Here is a 23522-nt window from a genome sequence, read left to right on the forward strand (position 1 = left end):
ACGTCGTAGCGTGGGGAGCGTGACGTCACCCGCCCCCACCCCCTACGGCAGCTGGATCTCCCCCCTCACCGCGGCGGAGGTGTCCGCCACGTCCGCCCGCATCGAGGGCGCCCGGTTCGTCGGCGAGGACGCGTGGTGGGGCGAGTCGATCGCCGAGGAGGCGGGTCGCTCCGGCGTACGGCGGGCCGAGGCCGGCGCCGTCGTCGACGTTCTGCCCGCGCCCTGGAGCGCCCGTTCGCGCGTGCACGAGTACGGCGGTGCCTCGTGGACGGCAGACGACGACGGCACGCTGTACTTCGTCGAGAAGGCCGACCAGCGTGTGTGGCGTCTCGACGCGGGCGCGGCCGCGCCGGTCGCGCTCACGCCCGAGGCCGGCGACGTCCGCTACGGCGGACTGTCGCTGCAGCATGGCCGCCTGCTGGCCGTGCGCGAGGACCACACGGCCGGCGGAGCGGTGCCCGCCCGCGACATCGTCGAGATCGCCCGGGACGGTTCGGGCCCGACCTCGCTCGTCGCCGGGAGCGACTTCGTGGCGCATCCGGCGCTGTCGCCCGACGGCGCCCACCTCGCGTGGATCGCGTGGGACCACCCGTACATGGCGTGGGACAGCGCCGAGCTGCGGGTCGGCGCGCTCGACGGCGGACGCGTCGTCGTCTGGCGAACGGCCGCAGGCGGGGCGTCGTCGCCGCTGCAGCCGGAATGGGCGGACGCCGATGCCCTCGTGTTCGCCGACGACCCGACGGGCCGGTGGAACCTGTGGCGCACCGACCTCGCCGGCGCGGCGCCGACGCCCGTCGCCCCGGCCGATGCCGACACCGGCGGCGCGCTGTGGGTGCTCGGCACCCGCTGGTACGGTCTGCTGGCCGACGGCCGCATCGTCGCGGTGCGGACGAACGGGTCCGACGCGCTCGTCGTCGTGGAGCCCGACGGCAGCGTCCGCGACCTCGCGGTCGAACCCGTCACGCAGCTGTCCCTCGAAGATGTCCGCGGCACACGCGTGCTGCTGTCGGGCGCGGGCCCGCGCGGCGCCGGCCTGTGGCTCGTCGACGTCGACGCGTCCGACGACGCGCGCCTGATCGCGGGCGGCTCCTCCCCGTGGGGAGACGAATGGATGCCGCTCCCCCGCGCCGTGACCGCCTCCGGGCCGCACGGCCCGGTGCACGCGTTCGACTACCCGCCCACCAATCCGGACGCGACCGCGCCCGAGGGGGAACGGCCGCCGTACGTCGTGTTCGTCCACGGAGGCCCGACGAGCCACGTCGGCGGCGCGGCATCCGGCAAGATCGCGTACCTCACCAGCCGCGGCATCGGCGTGCTCGACGTCAACTACGGCGGATCGACCGGATACGGCCGCCCGTACCGGGAACGCCTGCTCGGGCAGTGGGGCGTGGTCGACGTCGACGACGTGATCGCCGCCGCGCGCGGTCTCGCCGAACAGGGCGCGGCCGACCCGGAGCGGCTGGCGATCGCCGGAGGCTCGGCCGGCGGGTGGACCGTGCTGTGCGCACTGGCCGGCTCCGACACCTTCGGGGCGGGCATCAGCCGGTACGGTGTCGCCGACCTGCCCCTGCTCGCCGCCGACACGCACGACTTCGAGACGCGCTACCTCGACGGTCTGGTCGGACCGCTGCCCGAGGCCGAGGAGCTCTACATCGAGCGGTCCCCGCTCTCGCACCTCGACCTGCTGCGCACCCCGCTGCTCATCGAGCAGGGGCTCGACGACCGGGTCGTGCCGCCGTCGCAGTCCGAGGCCGTGCGCGACGCCCTCGCCGCCAACGGCGTCGCGCACGCCTACCTCGCGTTCGAGGGCGAGGCCCACGGCTTCCGCCGTGCCGACACGCTCGTGACGACGCTGGAGGCCGAGCTGGCCTTCCTCGGCCGCGTGTTCGGGTTCGAGACGCCGGGTGTGCCCGACATCGACCTGGACTGAGGCGGTCGGACCGTAGGCTGACCGTCCAGGTGGTCCTGGACGGTCCAGCCTCCGTCAGGCTCGGGCGAACGGCGCGAGTCGCGCCGCCAGGTGCTCGCCGACACGGGCGTGCACCAGGGTGCCGCCCTCCTCGTGCCGCTGCGACAGGATCATGCCGTGCTCGTGAATCGCCGACACGAGGTCGCCGCGGTCGTACGGCACCAGCACGTGCAGCTCGACGGCCGGGAGCGGCAGCGCGGCCTCGATCGCCGCACGCAGCTCCTCGATGCCCTCACCGGTGCGCGACGACGCGAAGATCGCCTTCGGCTCCAGCCCGCGCAGCACGAGTCGCGTGTCGTCGTCGACGAGGTCGGCCTTGTTGAAGACCACGAGCTCGGGGATGTCGCGCGCACCCACGTCGCCGATCACGTCGCGCACCGTCGCCAGCTGGGCGGCGGGGTCGGGGTGCGACCCGTCCACGACGTGCAGGATGACGTCGGACCCGCCGACCTCCTCCAGCGTCGAACGGAACGCCTCCACGAGCTGGTGCGGCAGGTTGCGCACGAAGCCGACCGTGTCGGTCAGCGTGTACACGCGGCCGTCGGTCGTCTCGGAGCGGCGGACCGTCGCATCCAGCGTCGCGAACAGCGCGTTCTCCACGAGCACGCCGGCGCTGGTCAGCCGGTTCAGCAGCGAAGACTTGCCGGCGTTGGTGTAGCCCGCGATCGCCACGGACGGGATCGTGTTGCGCTTGCGCTCGGCACGCTTGGCGTCGCGCGCGGGCGTGAAGTCGCGGATCTGCTTGCGCAGCTGCGCCATCTTGGTGCGGATGCGCCGGCGGTCGAGCTCGATCTTCGTCTCACCGGGACCACGCGAGCCCATGCCCGCGCCACCGGCGCCGACCTGGCCACCGGCCTGGCGGCTCATCGACTCGCCCCAGCCGCGCAGACGTGGGAGCAGGTACTCCAGCTGCGCGAGCTCGACCTGCGCCTTGCCCTCGCGGCTCTTGGCGTGCTGGCTGAAGATGTCGAGGATCACCGTGGTGCGGTCGATGACCTTGACCTTGACCACGTCCTCCAGCGCGCGCCGCTGGCTGGGCGCGAGCTCAGTGTCGGCGATCACGGTGTCCGCGCCGACGGCTGCCACGATGTCACGCAGCTCCTCCGCCTTGCCGCGGCCGATGTACGTCGCCGGGTCGGGGTGCGGGCGCCGCTGCAGCACGGCGTCGAGCACGACCGCGCCGGCGGTCTCGGCGAGCGCGGCGAGTTCGCGCAGCGAGTTCTCCGCCTCGTCGGCCTGTCCCTGCGGGTGGACCCCCACGAGCACGACGTTCTCCAGCCGCAGCTGTCGATACTCGACCTCGGTGACGTCTTCGAGCTCGGTGGAGAGCCCGGGCACGCGGCGCAGCGCGGCGCGCTCCTCGCGGTCCCACTGCTCGCCGTCGGTGTCGGCGCGTCCGATCGTGGCCTCGTCCTGCAGCGCCTGTGCGGCGCCGAAGACGTGCACCCCGGACCGCGCTTCGGCGCGCGACAGCACCCGATCCACCGGGTCCACCGGCGTCTCGTCCGTGCTGCGGGGTGTCGTCGTGTCGGTCATGTGTTCCTTACGTCTGTCGATGGATGCCTTTTCGACCGTGACCGGCCGGTTGAGGCATCCGTGAATTCTAGTCCTGCGCTTGTGGGCATGCGCGTTGGTCCTCCGCTAGGCTCGTCAGCCATGGGCGGCGATCACTACTTCAGTGCGACCCCCGCCAGTCCCGAGAACCTCCGGCGCATCCGCGTCAGCCTCGCAGGTCGTGATCTCGACGTCACCACCGCGGGCGGCGTCTTCAGCCCTGAGCATGTCGACTCGGGTACGGGGGTGCTGCTGGCGAACACCCCGCCCCCGCCTGCCGGGGGCGATTTCCTCGATCTCGGCTGCGGCTGGGGGCCCATTGCGCTGAGCCTCGCACTGGACGCGCCGCACGCGACCGTGTGGGCGGTCGACGTCAACGAGCGTGCCCTCGACCTCGTGCGCCGCAACGCGGAGGCCCTGGGGCTCAGCAATGTCAACGCCTCGCTGCCCGACGATGTTCCCGACGACGTGGTGTTCCGCACGATCCGCTCGAACCCGCCGATCCGCGTGGGCAAGAACGAGCTGCACGGACTGCTCGAGCGGTGGATCCCCCGGCTGGACGAGCGATCGGATGCCTGGCTCGTGGTACAGCGGAACCTCGGGTCCGACTCGTTGCAGCGCTGGCTGGCGGCAACGTTCGCTCACGGCTACAGCGTCCACCGCTCGGCGACGGCGCGTGGCTTCCGCGTGCTGAAGGTGCGTCGCCACGGGACGCCGCCCACCGAGGACATCGCCATCATCGACTGACCCGAGGAGCCGCATGTCGGATGCCCGCCGAGTCCCCCTGGAGCCCCAGCGCGTCGACGCGCCCCTCACCCGCTCCGCCGTGTTCCTGGTGCTGACCGTGCGCGACACGCCGGAGGCGGTCGCCACCGTCCGCAGCGTGCTCGGCGATCTCGCCGACGTCACCAAGAACGTCGCGTTCCGCGATCTCGCGGCGTCGCTCTCCTGCACGGTCGGGGTGGGAGCGGCGCTCTGGCCGAAGGTGATCGGGCCGGACCTGCCACGGGAGCTCCACGAGTTCCGCACGATCCAGGGCGCCGCGCACACCGCTGTCAGCACTCCTGGCGACCTGCTGTTCCATATCCGCGCCGACCGCCGCGACCTGTGCTTCGAGCTGGAGCGCCAGCTCGTCGACCTGCTCGGCGACGCCGTGTCCGTCGCCGACGAGACCGAGGGGTTCCGGTACTTCGATGCACGCGACCTGCTCGGGTTCGTGGACGGCACCGCCAACCCGGTGGGAGCGGCGCTTCCGGAGGCGACCCTCGTCGGCCATGAGGACCCCGCGTTCGCGGGCGGCAGCTACGTCGTCGTGCAGAAGTACGTGCACCCGCTCGACGCATGGCGCGCGCTCACGGCGGAGCAGCAGGAGGCGGTGATGGGCCGCACGAAGCCCGACAGCATCGAGCTCGACGACGCGGCTCCTGCGGACCAGAAGTCGCACAAGACGCTCGCCACGATCGTGGACGACGCCGGCGTCGAGCACGACATCCTGCGCGACAACATGCCGTTCGGCGCCCCGGCACACGGCGAGTTCGGCACGTACTTCATCGGCTACGCACGACGCCTGTGGGTGATCGAGCGGATGCTGGAGCGCATGTTCATCGGCGACCCGCCGGGTCTGCACGATCGCCTGCTGGACTTCTCCACGCCGCTCACCGGCGCGGCATTCTTCGCCCCGTCCGCGACGCTGCTGGAGTCGCTGGCAGACTGAGCGTCGCGAAGGCGCCCGACGACGCGAATCGACGCCCTGTCAGGCGAGCGCCCGCGGCCAGGAGGTCAAGCCAGCGTGACCTCGCCCGTGTAGACCAGCGTCGCAGGGCCGGACAGCAGCACGTGACGCTCGCCGTCGACCTCCGGCATCCGCACGCCCAGCGTTCCGCCGGGGACGTCGACGACCCAGCGGTCGGGGGCGGCAGGACCCGCCCAGTGACGCACCGCGAGGGCGGCCGCGGCGACGCCGGTGCCGCAGCTCAGCGTCTCGCCCACACCCCGCTCGAAGACGCGCATGCGGATGGCGCCGACGCCCTCGTGCACCAGCGGGTCGCTGGGCACGACGAACTCGATGTTGGCGCCGTGCGGCGGCTCGGGGCTGAGCAGCGGCTGCACCGCCAGATCGAGTGCTTCGAGCTCGGACTCGTCGGGCAGCGCCACGACCACGTGCGGATTGCCGACGTCGATCCCCACACCGGGACGCGGAGCCCCGCCGCCGCGCGTGCGCACGAGGACCTCGGACTCGTCGACCTGCCACGCGCCCAGGTCGACCTCGTAGCCGCGCTCGTTGCGGGTGACGGTCTTGACACCCGCGCGCGTACCGACCGCGAGGGGGCCGGCATCCAGGTCTGCCCAGCCGACGTCGACGAGGTACCGGACGAAGACGCGCACGCCGTTGCCGCACATCTCTGCCTTCGAGCCATCGGCGTTGCGGTAGTCCATGAACCACTCCGCGCCCGCTGCGGCCGCCTCCGCGCCCTCGGCGATCGCGGCCGCGCGCACGACGCGCAGGATGCCGTCGCCGCCGATGCCGAAGCGCCGGTCGCACAGCACGGCGACCTGGTCGTCGGACAGGTCCAGGGCGCCGTCGGGATCGGGGACGATCACGAAGTCGTTGCCGGTGCCGTGGCCCTTGGTGAACGCGATCGTCTGCGGCATCGTCCCAGTCTACGGGCGGCCCCGACGCCCCCGGCTCAGTCCGCGATGAGGCGCTTGCCGGTGGCCCAGACGTCGAACGCCTCGTAGCCGAGCTCGTCGTAGAACCCGCGGGCGATGCCGTTGTCGGGCCGCACCATGAGCTGGACCTTCGGGCATCCCATGTCGAGCAGCAGCTCCTCGGCTCGCTCGACCAGCTGCCGGCCGATCCCCTGACCCCGGCGGTGCGGGGCGCTCGCGAGGTAGTAGAGCCACCCCCGATGCCCGTCGTAGCCCGCCATCACCGTGCCCACGACGACGCCGCCCTCGACGGCGACGAGGAACAGCTCCGGCTGCACGCTCAGCTTGCGGTTGATGTCCTGGTACGGGTTGTTCCACGGCCTCGTCAGCCCGGCAGCCTGCCAGAGCGACACGACGGCCTCGGTGTCGGCGAGTTCGAAGGGACGGATCTCGGGGGTCATGTCCCCGAGTCTGCCAGGGCCGCGGCATCCGCCCCCGACGTCACCCAGCGTGCGGCGTCGTACCGCTTGAACCACGACACCTGACGACGGGCGTACCGACGCGTGAGCGCCTGCGTCTCGGCGATCGCCTCGGCCTCGGTGAGCTCGCCGGCGAGCTGGGCCAGCGCCTGCGCATAGCCGATCGCGCGCCGCGCGGTGATGCCGGCCTCGAGCCCGCGGCTCTTCAGGCTCTGCACCTCGTCGACCAGACCGTCGCGCCACATGCCCTCGACCCGGTCGTCGAGCCGCGTCACGAGTTCGTCCCGCGGTACGCCGACCGCGACGATGCGGGTATCGGGATGCCACAGCACGGGCGCCTCCGGCAGCGCCGCGCCGTGCGTCCGCTCCCCCAGCTCCAGCACTTCCAGCGCCCGCACGATGCGTCGCCCGTTGCGGGGGTCGACCTTCTCGGCCGTCGCCGGGTCGAGCTCGCGCAGGCGCGCGAACAGCCCGCCCGGCCCGCTCTCCTCCAGTTCCGCCTCCAGGCGCGCCCGCACCGCCTCGTCGCGCGGCGGGAAGCGGAAGTCGAACAGCACGCTCGACACGTACAGCCCCGAGCCGCCCACGAGGATCGCGTCCGCTCCGCGGGAGTGGATGCCGCGCACCGCCGCGCGCGCGGCATCCTGATACCAGGCCACCGCCGCTTCGTCGGTCACCTCGAGCGCGTCGAACAGGTGGTGCGGGATGCCGCGCCGCTCGTCCACCGGGAGCTTGGCTGTCCCGATGTCCATGCCGCGGTACAGCTGCATCGCGTCGGCATTGACGATCTCGGCCGACCGGCTACGGGCCGCGAGCGCCTCGGCGAGGTCGAGCGACAGCGCCGTCTTGCCCGTGCCGGTCGCGCCGACGACCGCCCAGATCCGGGAGGCGGCACGACCTGCGGGCGTCCCGGGCTCGGTCACCGTGCGCTCGGACTTCGCGGGATCACACCCCGACACGCAGCGTCGGGAGTCCGAGCGACACCGCACGCGGCGCCCCCGACTCCCCCGCCGGCGCCGGGATCGCGCACGATTCCGCCTGCGCACGGTCCCACGCGTCGCCGGAGCGCGTGCGGCGGATGCGCAGCGGCGCACCGTCGGACGAGTCGGCGAGGAGATGGAACGGAGCCGCGTGCGTGACGACGACCGAGACGACGTCACCGGGGCGCGGCGTCTGGGAGCCCTCCGGAACCTCGAAGTGCACGAGACGGTTGTCTTCTGCACGGCCCGTCAGACGGTGCGTCTCGGCATCCTTCTTGCCCTCGCCGGTCGACACGAGCACCTGCACCTCGCGGCCCACCTGCTTCTGGTTCTCTTCGAGCGAGATGCGCTCCTGCAGCGCGATCAGGCGCTCGTAGCGCTGCTGCACGATCTCCTTCGGCACCTGGTCGGCCATGGTCGCGGCCGGCGTGCCCTCACGGATCGAGTACTGGAACGTGAACGCGCTCGCGAAGCGCGCCTGCTCGACGACCCGCATGGTGTCTTCGAAGTCCTCGTCCGTCTCGCCGGGGAAGCCGACGATGATGTCGGTCGAGATCGCGGCGTCGGGCATCTTGGCGCGCACGCGGTCGAGGATCCCGAGGAATCGCTCGCTGCGGTACGACCGGCGCATCGCCTTGAGGATGCGGTCGCTGCCGGACTGCAGCGGCATGTGCAGCTGCGGCATGACGGCCGGCGTCTCGGCCATGGCGTCGATCACGTCGTCGGTGAAGGCGGCCGGGTGCGGGCTCGTGAAGCGGATCCGCTCGAGCCCGTCGATCTCGCCGGCGGCGCGCAGCAGCTTGCCGAACGCCTGCCGGTCGCCGAACTCGACGCCGTACGAGTTGACGTTCTGGCCGAGGAGGGTGACCTCCATCGCGCCGTCGTCGACGAGCAGGCGGATCTCGTTGAGGATGTCGCCGGGGCGACGGTCCTTCTCCTTGCCGCGCAGGCTCGGCACGATGCAGAACGTGCACGTGTTGTTGCAGCCCACCGAGATCGACACCCAGCCGCTGTAGACGCTGTCGCGCTTGGTGGGCAGCGTCGACGGGAAGATCTCGAGGGACTCCAGGATCTCCAGCTCGGCCTCGCCGTTGTGGCGTGCGCGCTCGAGCAGGCTGGGGAGCGAGCCCATGTTGTGCGTGCCGAACACGACGTCGACCCACGGCGCCTTCTGCTGCACGACGTCCTTGTCCATCTGCGCGAGGCAGCCGCCGACGGCGATCTGCATGCCTTCGTGCTTGTCCTTGCGGGACTTCAGGTGGCCCAGCGTGCCGTAGAGCTTGCCGGCCGCGTTGTCGCGCACGGCGCACGTGTTGATGACGACGACATCGGCCTCTTCGCCGGCGTCGGCGCGGACGTAGCCGGCGCTTTCGAGCGAGCCTGAGAGGCGCTCGGAGTCGTGCACGTTCATCTGGCAGCCGAACGTGCGCACCTCGTACGTGCGGGCGCGCCCTTCGGCGTCGTGCGACGCCGCCGATGGCGCGATGAGAGTCGGAGTGGCGGAAGGGGAAGACATGATCCCGCCATTGTACGAGCCGTGACCGGTCGCGAGTCCGGAACGGCGGATGCCACCACCGCTGTCAGCGCCGCGGCAGGGCATCCTCCAGTGCAGCCAGCGCGCGCTCGATGTTGTCGCGGGCGGTCTGCTCGTACCCCGCGACCCAGTCGCCCTCGTAGCCGCGGATCACCGGCTCGCTGGAGAGGATGAGCGAGAAGTACAGCCTCGACAGCTGCAGCCGGGCCCACCCGGACGGGGAGGCGAGTTGGTCCGCAAGGATGCCACCGGCCGCGGTGTTGCCGGCGAGCAGGTCGGTGTCGGGATCCCCGTGGCCGAGCTGGTCGGCGCCCGCGAGCTCGTGGAGCGGATCGCCCCAGAGCGTCCGCTCGGTGTCGATGATGCCGACGATGTCGAGCGTCTCGGGGTCGACGAAGATGTTGCCGGCCCACAGGTCGGTGTGGACGACGACGGGACGGATCACGGCGTCGAGCGTCCGACCGTGCGCCGCCACCGCGGCGCGCACCCGCGCGGCGGGCAGCTCGACGTCCCAGCGCTCGGCGTCGACGAGGACCGCGTCGATCATGGCGCCGAACGCCTCGCGCCACGTCGGGCCCGACAGATCGGCGTCGGGTGCCGGATAGCCGAACGTCGGCGCCGGTACGCGGTGGAGGTCTGCCATCACGGCGCCCAGCCCGCGGCGGACGCCGGCGTTCTGCGCGTCGTCCAGCTGCAGCTCGAGCCAGGGTACGCCCGGCAGGTGCTCGGCCACGACGACGTCGGCATCGACCGCGGAACGGCTGAAGTCGGTGTGGAGGACCAGCGGGACGGGCACGCCGCTGCCGCTCAGCATGCGGTAGGTGAGCGCCTCCGTGCCGAGCAGGCCGAGCTCGTACCGGTACAGGCGCGACGTGTCGGCGCCGACGATCTTCGCGACCGCGCGGCGACCGTCGTCGAACTGCACGCGATAGGCGGTCGCGAACATCCCGCCCGACAGCGGCTCGGCGGTGGCGAGCCGCCCCACGGGGGCGACGAGGTCGGCGAGCTGCTCGTCTTCGAGCACGAACTTCGTGAGCATCCGCTCACCCTAATGGCGCGACGCGGCCCGTGCGCGGTGTGTGTCCGCCTCGCTCCGCCCTCACTGTCACCCATGCACGGCGGTCGACGGGCGGCGTCACTCGAAGCGGACGCGGCCCACGGGACGGCTCAGCTCGTCCAGCGCCTGCCGGGTGGCGTTCATCGCCACCGGTCCGCCGTAACCGCGCCGGGCGAGCTGCCCCGCGAGACGGCGGACGGCCACGTCGCGCTCCAGGCCGCGCATGGACGAGGCCTTCGTCCGCGCGAACTCGAGGGCCCGCTCGAAGTCGTCGTCGGGCAGCTCTTCGAGCGCCGCGTCGGCGACGTCCCTGGCGACGCCGCGCTTCGCCAGAGTCTGGGCGATCGCCTTGCGTCCCTGGCCCTTGCGGTCGGAACCGGAATGGACCAGCTGCTCCGCGAGCTTCGCATCGTCGAGGTAGCCAAGGCGTTCGAACGAGGCGATCAGCTCGTCGATCGCCTCGTCGTCGAGGTCGTGCTCGCGCAACACGCCTCGTGCCTCGCGCACCGACAGCGAACGCGCGCGGAGCTTCTTCAAGAGGCTCTTCTCGGCGCTGTCTCTGGCGTCGGCGGCCGCGTCGGCGGCATCCGGGGTGCGCAGGTGCGAGGTGTCGTTGCCGAACCGGTCGTACTCGTCGTCGTCCGCAGGCTCCGGGTCGTCGGCCCACGTCGCATTCCATGCGGGCTCGGACGGCGCGACCGGAGCCGGCCCACCGAACAGTGGGATGACGGGGGCGAGCGTCTCGGGCTCGCCCCCGTTCTCATTCGTCATACGGGTGTCCCCGGTCGCTGAGCCTGCCGGAGCATCAGGCCGGGCGGCGGGCAGCCAGTTCGTCAGCCGTCGAGTCTTCGGCGGCCGCGCCACGCGGCTGGCCGATGCCGAGCTTGACCTTGATCTTCGACTCGATGTCGGCGGCGACGTCCTCGTTCTTGAGGAGGAAGTTGCGGGCGTTCTCCTTGCCCTGGCCGAGCTGCTCGCCGTCGTACGTGTACCACGCGCCCGACTTCTTGACGATGCCGTGCTCGACGCCGAAGTCGATGAGGCTGCCCTCGCGGGAGATGCCCACGCCGTACAGGATGTCGAACTCCGCCTGCTTGAACGGCGGCGCCATCTTGTTCTTGACGACCTTGACGCGCGTGCGGTTACCGACCGCCTCAGCGCCGTCCTTGAGCGTCTCGATACGACGGATGTCGAGACGCACCGACGCGTAGAACTTCAGCGCCTTACCACCGGCGGTGGTCTCGGGCGAGCCGAAGAAGACGCCGATCTTCTCGCGCAGCTGGTTGATGAAGATCATCGTGGTGTTGGTCTGGTTGAGACCACCGGTGAGCTTGCGGAGCGCCTGCGACATGAGGCGTGCCTGCAGACCCACGTGCGAGTCGCCCATCTCGCCCTCGATCTCGGCCTTGGGCACGAGGGCCGCCACCGAGTCGATGACGATCAGGTCGATCGCCCCCGAACGCACCAGCATGTCGGCGATCTCGAGCGCCTGCTCACCGGTGTCGGGCTGCGACACGAGCAGGGCGTCGATGTCGACGCCGAGCTTCTGGGCGTAGTCCGGGTCGAGCGCGTGCTCGGCGTCGATGAACGCCGCGATGCCGCCCGCACGCTGCGCGTTGGCGATCGCGTGGAGCGTCAGCGTCGTCTTACCCGACGACTCCGGACCGTAGATCTCGATGATGCGGCCACGCGGGAGCCCGCCGATGCCGAGGGCGACATCCAGGGCGATCGAGCCGGTGGGGACGACCTCGACGGGAGCGCGCTCGTCGCTGCCGAGGCGCATCACCGAGCCCTTCCCGAACTGCCGGTCGATCTGAGCGAGGGCCGATTCGAGGGCCTTCTCGCGGTCTGCGGGTGAGGGCATGTCGTGCTCCTTAGTGCTGGCGTTCCGTCGCCTGTAGGCTGTCGCGCTCCGTCCCGGTGGGAGGGATGCTGCGACAAGGCGTGTGGTGTCGTTCGACGTGGATCACGTTAGGGGTGGGTTCCGACATCGGCCTTCGCCCGGCCCCGTCCCGTGGAAAACACGTCCTCGACACCTTCTGTGGAGGACACTACGCGGATCTCGAACAGATATTCGACGACACGCCGCGCCGCGAAGCGGATTCCCCGGAGCGGTCTCCGCGTCAATGACGACGGGGTTCGAGGCGGCCGACGCCGTACCGGCGGTCCGCGGGAACATCGAGCTCCTCGCACAGCGCGAGCCACACCTCGCGCGGATCGACACCCGCCGCGATCGCCTCGGCCGCCGTGCGGCCGCCGACGCGTGACAGCACCAGATCGGTCACGACGGCGCTCGCACGCCCGCCGAACTCATCGCCGACGGCGCGATGGAACTCACTGCGTCGCATGGATCAAGCAGTCCCGGAGCTTCGCCGCAGGCTCAGCGCAACGACAGCTCGGCGTCGACCGAGGCCACCAGATCGTCGGGCACCACGTCGGGGAACGTCTGAAGCCCCTCGAGCACGGAGATGCGGTCGCCGACCTCGCGCATGATGATCGAGATCGGGACGTCGAGCGCCTCGGCCACCGATGCGAGGATCTCGCTCGAGGCCTCCTTCTGGCCGCGCTCGACCTCGCTCAGGTAGCCCAGAGCCACGCTGGCGCGGCTGGCCACCTGCCGGAGGGTGCGCCCCTTCTGCTGGCGGAAATCACGAAGCACTTCGCCGATCTCTTGACGTACCAGGATCATCAGGGCCCCTCCTCACTTCTGATTCCACCGTCGTCCGGGTGGCCAACAGTACAGCACCGGATAATCAAATCTAATCCCGAGAACTGGGCAATGGGTGGGAATCACCGAATGTAACCCAGACGCAATACGGTCTGTTCCCGCCCGACACGAAGAGCCGGGGATGCCTCACAGCACGTCGAGTGCGAGCTCGAGCACCTTGCGCACCGACGCCGTGCGGATCTCGTCGCGCGTCCCGGACAGCGCCAGTTCCGCGGTCACCGCCGTCTCGGGTGTCACCACCGCGATGTGGACGGTGCCCACGGGCTTGCCGTCCTGCGGATCGGGACCGGCCACTCCGGTCGTCGCGAGACCGACGTCGGCACCCAGCACCCGGCGCACTCCCCCGGCCATCGCCAGTGCCACCTCGCCGTCGACCGGTCCGCGCTCGGCCAGCACGTCGGGATCGACCCCGAGCACGCGTGCCTTGAGATCGGTCGCGTAGGCGACGATGCCGCCGCGCACGTGCGCCGACGCCCCCGGGACGTCCACGAGGGTCGCAGTCACGCGCCCGCCGGTCAGCGACTCCGCCGCGGCGATCGACCACGCACGGGCGTCGAGCGCCCGCAGGACGGCGGCCGCGGCATCCACGTCTGTCACGACGAGGACCGCTTCGCGCGGGCGGCACGCACCTCGCTCACGATGTAGTCGACGCCGCTGGCGATCGTGAGGATCACCGCGATCGTCATCATGACGCCGTTGACCCAGAAGATCCACTCGCCGACGAGGGTCCACAGCGGCAGCAGCGCGAGCGAGAGAGCCAGAGCCTGGGCGACCGTCTTGAGCTTGCCCATCCAGGCCGCGGCGAGCACGTGGTCGCTGACCACCATGAAGCGGTACACCGTGATGCCGATCTCGCGGATCAGGACGACGATCGTCACCCACCAGGGCAGTTCGGCCAGGATCGACAACCCGATGAAGGCGAAGCCGGTGAGCACCTTGTCGGCGATCGGATCGAGCAGCTTGCCGAGATCCGTGACGATCTCGTGCTTGCGCGCCAGGTATCCATCGATCCCGTCGGTCGCGATCGCCACGATGAACAGCGCCGCCGCCCACCACCGCAGGGCACCGTCGGCGCCGGCGTCCGCGAGGAGCAGCCACAGGAAGACCGGTGCGCACAGGATGCGCACGATCGTGATCGTGTTCGGCAGCTGCCGCGGGATCGCCATGGGCCGAGCCTATCCGTCGGTGCGGGTCTGTCGGTGCCGGTCAGTCACGGCCGGTGAGGCCCCACGCGTCCTCGGCGCCCTCGTCGCCGTCCACCACCGGGATGCCGTCGAACTGCGACGCGACAGCATCCTGGCCGTACTGATCGGATGCCGCGGACGCGGGCGCCGCGGCGGGCACATCCTCCCCCCGCAGGCGGGCGAGCACGGAGGGCAGCTGGTCGGGCGTCACCAGGACGTCGCGCGCCTTGGACCCCTCGGACGGGCCGACGATCTCACGCGACTCGAGGAGGTCCATCAGGCGGCCGGCCTTCGCGAAGCCGACGCGCAGCTTGCGCTGCAGCATCGATGTCGAGCCGAACTGGGTCGAGATGATCTGCTCCGCGGCCGCCAGCAGCAGGTCGAGATCGTCACCGATGTCGGCGTCGATCTCCTTCTTCTCGGCCACCGCCGCGACGTCGGCGCGGTACTCCGGTCGCGCCTGGTGCGTGACGTGCTTGACGACCTGCTCGATCTCCTTCTCGCTGACCCACGCGCCCTGGACGCGGAGCGCCTTGGACGCGCCCATCGGCAGGAACAGGCCGTCCCCCTGACCGATCAGGCGGTCGGCTCCCGGCTGGTCCAGGATGACGCGGGAGTCGGTGACGCTCGTCACCGCGAACGCGAGTCGCGACGGCACGTTGGCCTTGATGAGACCCGTCACGACGTCCACCGACGGGCGCTGCGTGGCGAGCACCAGGTGGATGCCGGACGCGCGCGCGAGCTGCGTGATGCGGACGATCGAGTCCTCCACGTCGCGCGGTGCGACCATCATCAGGTCGGCCAGCTCGTCGACGACCACGAGCAGGTACGGGTAGGGCTTGAGGACGCGCTCGCTCCCGGGCGGGAGCGTGATCTCTCCCGCGACGACGGCCTTGTTGAAGTCGTCGATGTGACGGAAGCCGAAGGACGCGAGGTCGTCGTACCGCATGTCCATCTCCTTCACGACCCACTGCAGCGCCTCGGCGGCCTTCTTGGGGTTCGTGATGATGGGCGTGATGAGGTGCGGCACACCGGCGTACGACGTGAGCTCGACCCGCTTCGGGTCGATCAGCACCATGCGGACGTCCGCGGGCTTGGCGCGCATCAGGAGGCTCGTGATCATCGAGTTCACGAAGCTCGACTTGCCCGAGCCGGTGGAGCCGGCCACGAGCAGGTGGGGCATCTTCGCGAGGTTCGCGACGACGTACCCGCCGCCCACATCCTTGCCGACGCCGATCGTCATCGGGTGCGTCTGGGTGGTGGCGGTCTGCGAGCGCAGCACATCGCCGAGCGTCACGATCTCTCGGTCCGTGTTGGGGATCTCGACGCCGATCGCGCTCTTGCCGGGGATCGGGGCGAGGATGCGCACCTCGTTCGACGCGACCGCGTACGCGATGTTGTTCGTGAGGGCGGTGATGCGCTCGACCTTGACGCCGGGGCCGAGCTCGATCTCGTACTGCGTGACCGTCGGGCCGCGCGAGAAGCCGGTGACGCGGGCGTCGACCGAGAACTGGTCCAGCACGCTCGTGATCGCGCGCACGGTGTCGTCGTTGGCCTGCGACCGTGCGACGTGCGGCGACCCCGCGGCCAGCGCGTTGACCGAAGGCAGGCGGTAGGGGGCGGCCGGTGCCCCGGACGCCGGTGCACTGCCGATGCCGTCGAGCCCGGGCAGCAGCCCGTCGTCCTCGATGACCTCGGCGTCGTCGCGGAGCGACGTGCGGGAGGACGTGGCCGCCTTCGCGGCCGACAGCACGGCCGGGTCGATGACCTCGGTGAGAGCGTCGGTCGCCGGCGCAGGAGGCGGCGTGACCGGCGGTGCGATCGCCTGGTCGAAGCCGCCCTGCGACGACCCTGCCGGCAGCAGCTCGGTGAGGTCCTGCGATCCGAGACCGCCCTCGGGGTCCTTCTCGCGTCCGGTCTTGTTGCGGCGCCAGAACGGCAGCGACGAGTCGCCCTCGTCGTCGGTCGCGGCGGCGGCCGCGGCATCCACCGGCTTCTCTTCGCGCGGCTCGGCGCCGAACATCCACGCGTACAGCTCGCCGAGGCGGCGGCCGATGCGGTTCGGCGGGGTCTTGGTGATGATCAGGATGCTCAGCACCGACAGCAGCGACAGCGCGATGTACGCGCCCACATCGGTGAGCACGAAGGCGAGCGGCTCGCCGAGCATCCAGCCGAACAGTCCGCCGGCCTCGCTCAGCGCCGGGAGCCCCTCGCTCGGCTGCGGCCGCCCGCCGGCCACGTGGCAGAACCCGGCGATCGTCACGATCAGCAGGCCGAAGCCGATTCCGACGCGCCCGTTGTCGTGGACGGACGAGGGATGCCGGAACATCCAGCCCGCCAGCATCAGCAGCAGCACCGGCAGGACGAACGCCTCACGGCCGATCAGGCCGCCCACCGTGTAGGCGCTGATGGTCTTGGCGACCTCGTTGCCGATGAAGAACCACTCGTTGACGGCACCGGCGATCGCCAGCAGCACGAGCAGGAACGGGAAGCCGTCGCGACGCTGCTCCTTCTCGAGCGCCTCGGGTCCGAATGCGCGGAACAGCCCGCCGGTGGCGTGCGCGAGGCCCATCCAGGCACGAACGACGACGGGCGGCCGATCGGGCTCGCCCACATAGCGCTTCGGCGCCGGCGCGGGCTTGGCCGCGGCCGGCTTCCGCGCGCTCGAAGTCGTCGTCGAGCGACTGCTCGACGACGCGTTCGAAGACGCGCGCGACCCCTTGGTCGGGCTGCTGCTCCTGGCCATCCCCCCACGGTAGGCGCGACGCCCGACATTTCCGCGGAACCACGCCGCTGGAGGCCTATCGCAGGCGCTTGACCATCGTGTCGCGCCCGACTCCGCTGCGCACGACCGCGAAGCCCTCGCTGCGGTACAGCGTCGCCGCGAAGTTGCCGCGCTCGACGCTGAGGCTCAGCCGTGCGAACCCGTCGGCGCGCGCCTTGTCGCACAGGCGCTGCAGCAGCGCCCGCCCGACGCCGTGCGCGCGCCACACCGGTCGCACGCCGATGATGAGCTCCGGCACCCCCGTGCCGATGTACCCGAATCCCGGGTCGGTGCGGGGCAGCATCCGATACCACGCGGCGCCCACCGGACCTCCCGTGGCGTCCTCGGCCACGAAGCCCGCGTCGCCCGGCCTCATCCAGCCGGCGACGTACCGCCGATGGTCGTCGCCGCCGATGATCTCGTGCCGCGGCCGACCCGCGCCCTGCCGCCAGTTCGCCGCCTCGACGACCATGTCGCCCAGGAACGACCCGTCGGCCGGGACGGCCGCCCTGATGCGGAACGATGAGACCACGAGCGCGATCGTACGACCCGCGTGTTACAGCGGGATGACGGCGATCGGATTCCGCGCGCTCCTACGCCTCGATCACCAGCGGCACGATCATCGGCCGGCGGCGCAGCGACTGGTTGACCCAGCGGCCGATCGTGCGGCGGACCACCTGCGACAGCGCGTGCGAATCGCGCACGCCCGACTGGGCGGCCTCGGCCAGCGCCGCGGCGATCTTCGGCTTGACGTCCTCGAACACGGCGTCGTCCTCGGCGAAGCCGCGGGCGTGCACCTCGGGCCCCGAGATGACCTTGCCCGTCTTCGCGTCGACGACCACGATGACCGAGATGAAGCCCTCCTCACCGAGGATCCGGCGGTCCTTGAGGTCGGCGTCGGTGATCTCGCCGACGGTCGAGCCGTCGACGTACACGAAGCCGAGGTCGAGCTGGCCGACGACCTCGGCGATCCCGTCGCGCAGGTCGATCACCGTGCCGTTCTCGGCCAGCAGCGTGCGCTCGGCCGGGATGCCGGTGTCCTGCGCGAGGCGGGCGTTGGCCATCAGGTGGCGGTACTCGCCGTGGACGGGCAGCACGTTGCGCGGCTTCAGGATGTTGTAGCAGTAGAGCAGCTCGCCGGCGGCCGCGTGGCCCGACACGTGCACCTTGGCGTTGCCCTTGTGCACGACGTTCGCGCCGAGCTTGGTGAGCCCGTCGATCACGCGATAGACCGCGTTCTCGTTGCCCGGGATGAGGCTCGAGGCCAGGATCACGGTGTCGCCGGGACCGGGCTCGATGGCGTGGTCGAGGTTCGCCATGCGGCTGAGCACCGCCATGGGCTCGCCCTGCGAACCCGTCGACATGAAGACGATCTGGTCGTCGGGGAGGTCGCGCGCCTTCTTGTAGTCGATGAGGACGCCCTCGGGCACCTTGAGGTACCCGAGGTCCTCGGCGATCGTCATGTTGCGCACCATGCTGCGGCCGAGGAACGCCACGCGACGGCCGTGGGCGGCTGCGGCATCCAGCACCTGCTGAACGCGGTGGACGTGGCTGGAGAAGCTCGCGACGACGACGCGCCGGGGCGCCTTGCCGATGACCTGGTCGAGCACCGGGCCGATCGAGCGCTCGGTGGGTGTGAAGCCCGGGACGTCGGCGTTGGTGGAGTCGACCAGGAACAGGTCGACGCCCTCTTCGCCCAGACGCGCGAACGAGCGCAGGTCGGTGATGCGGCCGTCGAGCGGCAGCTGGTCCATCTTGAAGTCGCCGGTGGCGAGCACCATTCCGGCGGGCGTGCGGATGGCGACGGCGAGCGCGTCGGGGATGGAGTGGTTGACGGCGACGAACTCGAGGTCGAACGGACCGAGGTTCTCGCGCTGACCCTCGGCGACGGTCAGCGTGAACGGCTTGATGCGATGCTCCTTGAGCTTCGCCTCGACGAGCGCGAGCGTCAGGCCCGACCCGATGAGCGGGATGTCGCCCTTGAGTTTCAGGAGGTAGGGCACCGCGCCGATGTGATCCTCGTGGCCGTGCGTCAGCACGACGCCGACGATGTCGTCGAGCCGCTGCTTGATCGGCTCGAAGTCCGGCAGGATCAGGTCGACGCCGGGCTGGTGCTCCTCGGGGAACAGCACGCCGCAGTCGACGACCAGCAGCTTGCCGCCGTACTCGAACACGGTCATGTTGCGGCCGACCTCGCCGAGGCCGCCGAGCGGGATGATCCGCAAGGTGCCCGCAGCGAGCTCAGGCGGGTCGTAGAGGGTGGTGGGCATGTGAAGCCTCCTCCGGATGCCGCGGCATCCGTTCATCTGTCATGCGTCGTGGAGCAACCGCTCCATCGGTCATCTCGTGGTGCCCGAGACCTTCGGCAGCGCACCTCCGGCGGCGGCGTTGCGGTCGGGGCGGAAGTTCGAGAAATCAGCGCCGGGCACGTCGGTGACGAGGGCGAGCTCGTCCTCGATCATCGCGGCCTCCCACTCCTCGGGGCCGACCAGCGGCAGGCGCACGCGGGGGCTTCCGATCCGGCCCAGACCGTGCAGCACGTACTTCGTCGACACGGTGCCGGGCACGTGCGTCATGAGCGCGCGCACGAGCGGCTCGAGCCGCTTGTGCTCGGCGGTCGCTGCGGCGAGATCGCCGCGGTTGACGGCATCCACGATGACGCGGTACGGCTGCGCGGCGACGTTGGCCGTCACGCCGATGAGTCCGGTCGCACCGATCGCGAGGTGCGGCAGCACATTGGAGTCATCGCCCGAGAAGTACATGAGGTCGGTCTGGTTGAGCACGCGGCTGACCTCGCTGAAGTCCCCCTTGGCGTCCTTGATCGCGAGGATGTTGGGGTGCTTGGCCAGGCGCAGGATCGTCTCGTACTTGATCGGGACGCCGGTGCGGCCCGGGATGTCGTACAGGATCACCGGCAGGTCGGTCGCGTCGGCGACCAGGCGGAAATGCGTCAGGATGCCGGCCTGGGTGGGCTTGTTGTAGTACGGCGTGACGATCATGATGCCGTCGGCGCCGGCCTTCTCGCTGGCCTTGTAGAGCTCGATCGCGTGCGCGGTCTCGTTGGAGCCGCCGCCCGTGATGATCTTCGCCCGACCGGCCGAGACATCCTTGCCCACCTCGACCAGGCGGAGCTTCTCCGCGTCGGTGAGGGTCGACGTCTCACCCGTGGTGCCCGTGACGACGATGCCGTCGGCGCCCGCGGTGATGACGTCGTCGATGTGCTTCTCGACAGCGGGCCAGTCGACTTCGCCGTCGGCCGTCATGGGAGTGACGAGCGCGACGAGAACCTGTCCGAAAGGGTTGCCCGTATGCGTCATGACTTCAGGTTATCGGGATGCCGCACCCGCCGCGTACGGCCGGTCGCCGATCCGCAGGGCTTCAGCGCCCGCGTTCGCCGATGCGTGCGGCCAGCGACGGCGGCGCGAACCGCGCCAGCGTGACGAGAGCCTTGTAGCGCAGCGACGGGATCGACACCGCGACCCCGCGTGCGACGTCGCGCAGCGACTCGGCGACGACGTCGCTCGCCTGCAGCCACATGACGTCGGGCACGCCCTCCTGGCCGGGGCCGAGGCCCATGCGCTCGTGGAAGTTCGTGTGCGTGTAGCCGGGGCACACGGCGGTCACGGTGACGCCCCGAGACCGGTACCGGCCGTTGGCCCAGCGACTGAAGCTCACGAGCCAGCCCTTGCACGCGCCGTAGGTCGACCGTGGGATGAACGCGGCCACCGAGGCGACGTTGACGATGCGGCCGTGGCCGCGCTCGAGCATGGCCCGCAGCGCCGCGTGCGTCAGGCGCATCGGCACCTCGATGTGCAGTTGCAGGTGCTGCACCTCGTCCTCGATGTCGTTGCGCTCGAACGCGAGCGGCAGCCCGAACCCGGCGTTGTTGACGAGGATCTCGACGGGCCGGTCGCGGTCGGCGACGCGCGCCACGACCTTGTCGCGCTGACGGGGCTTCAGGAGATCGGCGGCGAGCACCTCGACCTCGACGCCGTACGTCCGGCGCAGACGGCCGGCGAGCTCGTCGAGCGCGCCGCGGTCGCGTGCGACGAGGACGAGGTCGGCGCCCTTGGCCGCCAGCTGCCGCGCGTACTCCGCGCCCAGCCCGGAGCTCGCGCCGGTGATCAGTGCCGTCTTGCCCATGCGCGCCAGCCTATTGCCGCGCTAGGACGCGCGCACGAGGGAGAGGAACCGATACCGGATGCCGGAGGCCGAGGTCGCCCACTCCCCCGTGCCGTCGGCCGCCGCGCCCCCGCGCACGGGCGTCCACGCGGAGCGATCCGGCGCGCGCGTGTCGCCGGCGACGTCGAGGTCGAGCTCGGTGACCTCGAGGCGATCGGCGTACGGCATGGCCTCGCGGTACAGCTGGCCGCCGCCGATGACCCAGATCCACTCCGGATCGTCCGCGCCGGCAAGAGCCAGCGCGTCCTCCAGCGACGCGGCGCGCTCGGCGCCGGCATCCGCCCAGTCCTCCTGGCGGGTGACCACGATGTTGCGACGCCCCGGCAGCGGGCGGAAGCGCGCCGGGAAGGACTCCCACGTGCGACGTCCCATCACGACGGGCGCGCCGAGGGTGGTCGCCTTGAAATGCGCCAGGTCTTCGGGGACGTGCCAGGGCATGCCGCCCTGCGCCCCGATCACGCCGTCGCGCGCCTCGGCCCAGATCAGGCCGATGCGCGAGGTCATACGGCGACCGCGGCCCGGATCGCGGGGTGGTGCTGGTAGTCCTCGACCACGAAGTCCTCGTAGTGATAGTCGAAGATCGACTCGGGCCGGCGGGCGATCCGGAGCGTCGGGTACGGGTAGGGGTCGCGCGAGAGCTGCTCGCGGACCTGCTCGACGTGGTTGTCGTAGATGTGGCAGTCGCCGCCCGTCCACACGAAGTCGCCGGGCTCGAGTCCCGTCTGCTGCGCAACCATGAGGGTCAGCAGCGCGTACGACGCGATGTTGAAGGGAACACCGAGGAAGAGGTCGGCGCTGCGCTGGTAGAGCTGGCACGAGAGTCTGCCGTCGGCGACGTAGAACTGGAACAGCGCGTGGCACGGCGCCAGCGCCATGTCGGGGATGTCGGCGGGATTCCACGCCGAGACGATGAGCCGCCGCGAGTCCGGGTTCGACCTGATCTGCTCGATGACCTGCGAGATCTGGTCGATGCTCTCCCCCGTCGCGGTCGGCCACGACCGCCACTGCACGCCGTAGACGGGGCCGAGCTCGCCGGCGGCATCCGCCCACTCGTCCCAGATCGTGACGCCGTTCTCCTGCAGCCACGAGACGTTCGACTCGCCGCGCAGGAACCACAGCAGCTCGTAGGCGATCGACTTGAAGTGCACACGCTTCGTGGTGATGAGCGGGAAGCCCTGCGACAGGTCGAAGCGGATCTGCCGCCCGAACGCGCTCGTGGTGCCCGTTCCGGTGCGGTCGTCCTTGTGCGTGCCGTTGTCCAGCACGTCGCGCAGAAGGTCCTCGTAGGGGGTGGGGATCGGCGTCGTCACGGCTGCCACGATACCCGCGCCACCGCGCCACCGGGCGGTCACCCGCCGCACCCGAGTGTTACGCGCGACGCGTCATATTCGCGCATCCGAGCCTCGCCCGGCAGAAAGGGGTTAGCCTGATCTGCTGTGACCCTCGTCGGTGCCGTCATCGCGCTCGTGCTGCTGCTCGCAGGCAGCGCGGCGCTCGGCGTCTTCCTCAACTGGCGCGCGACGCGTCCGCGCCATCATGTCGCGCACGAGGTGATCGAACCCCACCGGCTGGGCGCCGACGGCCTGGGCGAGGTCGCGACGCTCCTGCAGTTCAGCACCGAGATGTGCGCCCGCTGCCCCGGAGTGCACCGCGTGCTCTCGTCGATCGCCGACGACCATGACGGCGTGCGCCACCTCGACGTCGACCTGACCCATCGTCCCGACATCGCCAAGCACTTCCACGTGCTGCAGACGCCCACGACGCTCGTGCTCGACCGTCACGGCATCGTGCAGACGCGCTTCGGCGGCACGCCAGGGCGCGACGTCCTCGAACTCGAGCTGAACCGGCTGATCGCGGAGGACGCGAATGTCTGACCACCGGGATGCCGCCGCCCCGGGCACGCGCGCCCCCCGCGGCACGGTCGACCCCCGCGCCCCGCGCTTCGCCGCCGCCATCACGTCGGTGCTGCTGCTCATCACGGTGTTCTTCGGACTCACCGGTCTGTCGACGGCGCAGACCGACGGCGAGACCGGCAGCTCTTGGCTGATCACCGACGCCACGCTCGCCCAGCGGATCCTCGACCCCGCCTTCCTGCTGCTGCTCCTCGCCGCGATCCTGTTCCTGTGGGGCGCCGCGTGGCCGCGCACGGCGCCGTGGGGCGTCCTGTACCGCAAGGCGATCGCGCCGCGCCTGGCTCCCCCGACCGAGTGGGAGGACGCCCGCCCGCCGCGCTTCGCGCAGGGCGTCGGCCTGTTCGTCTCGGTGATCGGCCTCGTGCTGCAGCTGGCCGCCGTGCCGTGGGCGCTGCCGATCGCGGCCGCCATGGCCTTCATCGCGGCCTTCCTGAACGCCGTGTTCGGCCTGTGCCTCGGCTGCCAGCTCTACCTGCTGCTGCAGCGCGCCGGCATCGTCGGGCGCGCGCGCCCCGCCTCGGCCTGATCT

At 71.0% G+C, this 23522-nt stretch carries 24 protein-coding genes; 5 read left to right on the forward strand and 19 right to left on the reverse strand.

Annotated elements, in window-relative coordinates; genetic code table 11:
• Positions 1 to 19 precede the first annotated feature (19 nt).
• Positions 20 to 1930 (forward strand): prolyl oligopeptidase family serine peptidase, encoded by a 1911-nt coding sequence (locus ACFWJ8_RS11275; protein ID WP_378811391.1) that lies wholly within the window; start codon positions 20 to 22, stop codon positions 1928 to 1930.
• A gap of 54 nt (positions 1931 to 1984) precedes the next feature.
• Here the strand turns inward: ACFWJ8_RS11275 and hflX are convergent, their stop codons facing one another.
• On the reverse strand, positions 1985 to 3505 hold the full coding sequence (gene hflX, locus ACFWJ8_RS11280) for a GTPase HflX (protein ID WP_378811393.1): 1521 nt from the start codon (positions 3503 to 3505) through the stop codon (positions 1985 to 1987).
• Positions 3506 to 3625: 120 nt separating this feature from the next.
• Between hflX and ACFWJ8_RS11285 the strand changes: the two genes are divergently transcribed.
• Together ACFWJ8_RS11285 and ACFWJ8_RS11290 are read left to right on the forward strand one after the other, a co-directional pair.
• Positions 3626 to 4270 (forward strand): class I SAM-dependent methyltransferase, encoded by a 645-nt coding sequence (locus ACFWJ8_RS11285; protein WP_378811395.1) that lies wholly within the window; start codon positions 3626 to 3628, stop codon positions 4268 to 4270.
• Positions 4271 to 4283: 13 nt separating this feature from the next.
• Positions 4284 to 5237, forward strand: a complete 954-nt coding sequence (locus ACFWJ8_RS11290) for a Dyp-type peroxidase (protein ID WP_378811397.1) — start codon at positions 4284 to 4286, stop codon at positions 5235 to 5237.
• A 65-nt stretch (positions 5238 to 5302) separates the two neighbouring features.
• On the opposite strand, the gene dapF is transcribed toward ACFWJ8_RS11290, so the two are convergent.
• The 18 genes from dapF to ACFWJ8_RS11380 form a co-directional block, all read right to left on the reverse strand.
• Complete coding sequence (gene dapF / locus ACFWJ8_RS11295) at positions 5303 to 6175, reverse strand: diaminopimelate epimerase (protein WP_378811399.1); 873 nt, start codon at positions 6173 to 6175, stop codon at positions 5303 to 5305.
• 35 nt (positions 6176 to 6210) lie between these two features.
• Entirely contained in the window at positions 6211 to 6633 is a 423-nt protein-coding gene (locus ACFWJ8_RS11300) for a GNAT family acetyltransferase (RefSeq protein ID WP_378811401.1), read from the reverse strand.
• Positions 6630 to 7574 (reverse strand): tRNA (adenosine(37)-N6)-dimethylallyltransferase MiaA, encoded by a 945-nt coding sequence (gene miaA, locus ACFWJ8_RS11305; protein ID WP_378811402.1) that lies wholly within the window; start codon positions 7572 to 7574, stop codon positions 6630 to 6632. The genes ACFWJ8_RS11300 and miaA overlap by 4 nt, the downstream gene beginning before the upstream one ends.
• A 22-nt stretch (positions 7575 to 7596) precedes the next feature.
• Positions 7597 to 9147, reverse strand: coding sequence for a tRNA (N6-isopentenyl adenosine(37)-C2)-methylthiotransferase MiaB (gene miaB, locus ACFWJ8_RS11310; protein WP_378811404.1), 1551 nt, complete (start codon positions 9145 to 9147; stop codon positions 7597 to 7599).
• A 64-nt stretch (positions 9148 to 9211) separates the two neighbouring features.
• Positions 9212 to 10204 (reverse strand): phosphotransferase family protein, encoded by a 993-nt coding sequence (locus ACFWJ8_RS11315; protein WP_378811405.1) that lies wholly within the window; start codon positions 10202 to 10204, stop codon positions 9212 to 9214.
• A 96-nt stretch (positions 10205 to 10300) separates the two neighbouring features.
• A complete protein-coding gene (locus tag ACFWJ8_RS11320) occupies positions 10301 to 10993 on the reverse strand; it encodes a regulatory protein RecX (RefSeq protein WP_378811406.1) in 693 nt (230 codons plus the stop codon).
• A 34-nt stretch (positions 10994 to 11027) separates the two neighbouring features.
• Complete coding sequence (gene recA, locus ACFWJ8_RS11325) at positions 11028 to 12086, reverse strand: recombinase RecA (RefSeq protein ID WP_378811408.1); 1059 nt, start codon at positions 12084 to 12086, stop codon at positions 11028 to 11030.
• Positions 12087 to 12345: 259 nt separating this feature from the next.
• Complete coding sequence (locus tag ACFWJ8_RS11330; protein ID WP_378811410.1) at positions 12346 to 12570, reverse strand: DUF3046 domain-containing protein; 225 nt, start codon at positions 12568 to 12570, stop codon at positions 12346 to 12348.
• A gap of 32 nt (positions 12571 to 12602) precedes the next feature.
• Entirely contained in the window at positions 12603 to 12911 is a 309-nt protein-coding gene (locus ACFWJ8_RS11335) for a helix-turn-helix domain-containing protein (protein ID WP_018172206.1), read from the reverse strand.
• A 165-nt stretch (positions 12912 to 13076) separates the two neighbouring features.
• Positions 13077 to 13547 (reverse strand): CinA family protein, encoded by a 471-nt coding sequence (locus tag ACFWJ8_RS11340; RefSeq protein ID WP_378811412.1) that lies wholly within the window; start codon positions 13545 to 13547, stop codon positions 13077 to 13079.
• Positions 13544 to 14116 (reverse strand): CDP-diacylglycerol--glycerol-3-phosphate 3-phosphatidyltransferase, encoded by a 573-nt coding sequence (gene pgsA, locus ACFWJ8_RS11345; protein ID WP_378811414.1) that lies wholly within the window; start codon positions 14114 to 14116, stop codon positions 13544 to 13546. Before pgsA ends, ACFWJ8_RS11340 begins: the two co-directional genes overlap by 4 nt.
• 40 nt (positions 14117 to 14156) lie before the next feature.
• Entirely contained in the window at positions 14157 to 16880 is a 2724-nt protein-coding gene (locus ACFWJ8_RS11350; RefSeq protein ID WP_378811415.1) for a DNA translocase FtsK 4TM domain-containing protein, read from the reverse strand.
• A gap of 55 nt (positions 16881 to 16935) precedes the next feature.
• A complete protein-coding gene (locus ACFWJ8_RS11355; protein WP_378811417.1) occupies positions 16936 to 17430 on the reverse strand; it encodes a GNAT family N-acetyltransferase in 495 nt (164 codons plus the stop codon).
• A gap of 61 nt (positions 17431 to 17491) precedes the next feature.
• Entirely contained in the window at positions 17492 to 19168 is a 1677-nt protein-coding gene (locus ACFWJ8_RS11360) for a ribonuclease J (protein WP_378811418.1), read from the reverse strand.
• Positions 19169 to 19237: 69 nt separating this feature from the next.
• Positions 19238 to 20215, reverse strand: a complete 978-nt coding sequence (gene dapA, locus ACFWJ8_RS11365; RefSeq protein ID WP_378811420.1) for a 4-hydroxy-tetrahydrodipicolinate synthase — start codon at positions 20213 to 20215, stop codon at positions 19238 to 19240.
• A gap of 61 nt (positions 20216 to 20276) precedes the next feature.
• Positions 20277 to 21041, reverse strand: coding sequence for an SDR family NAD(P)-dependent oxidoreductase (locus ACFWJ8_RS11370; protein ID WP_378811422.1), 765 nt, complete (start codon positions 21039 to 21041; stop codon positions 20277 to 20279).
• 21 nt (positions 21042 to 21062) lie between these two features.
• Positions 21063 to 21584 carry a dihydrofolate reductase gene (locus ACFWJ8_RS11375; protein ID WP_378811423.1) on the reverse strand — a complete coding sequence of 174 codons (522 nt, stop codon included), beginning with the start codon at positions 21582 to 21584 and terminating at the stop codon, positions 21063 to 21065.
• Positions 21581 to 22390 carry a thymidylate synthase gene (locus ACFWJ8_RS11380; protein ID WP_378811425.1) on the reverse strand — a complete coding sequence of 270 codons (810 nt, stop codon included), beginning with the start codon at positions 22388 to 22390 and terminating at the stop codon, positions 21581 to 21583. The genes ACFWJ8_RS11375 and ACFWJ8_RS11380 overlap by 4 nt, the downstream gene beginning before the upstream one ends.
• A gap of 126 nt (positions 22391 to 22516) precedes the next feature.
• Between ACFWJ8_RS11380 and ACFWJ8_RS11385 the strand changes: the two genes are divergently transcribed.
• Together ACFWJ8_RS11385 and ACFWJ8_RS11390 are read left to right on the forward strand one after the other, a co-directional pair.
• On the forward strand, positions 22517 to 22954 hold the full coding sequence (locus ACFWJ8_RS11385) for a TlpA family protein disulfide reductase (RefSeq protein WP_378811427.1): 438 nt from the start codon (positions 22517 to 22519) through the stop codon (positions 22952 to 22954).
• Entirely contained in the window at positions 22947 to 23519 is a 573-nt protein-coding gene (locus ACFWJ8_RS11390; RefSeq protein ID WP_378811428.1) for a DUF4395 domain-containing protein, read from the forward strand. The genes ACFWJ8_RS11385 and ACFWJ8_RS11390 overlap by 8 nt, the downstream gene beginning before the upstream one ends.
• The last annotated feature ends 3 nt before the right edge of the window (positions 23520 to 23522 follow it).

It is taken from the genome of Microbacterium sp. NPDC058389 (assembly GCF_042722305.1).
Lineage (GTDB): Bacteria > Actinomycetota > Actinomycetes > Actinomycetales > Microbacteriaceae > Microbacterium.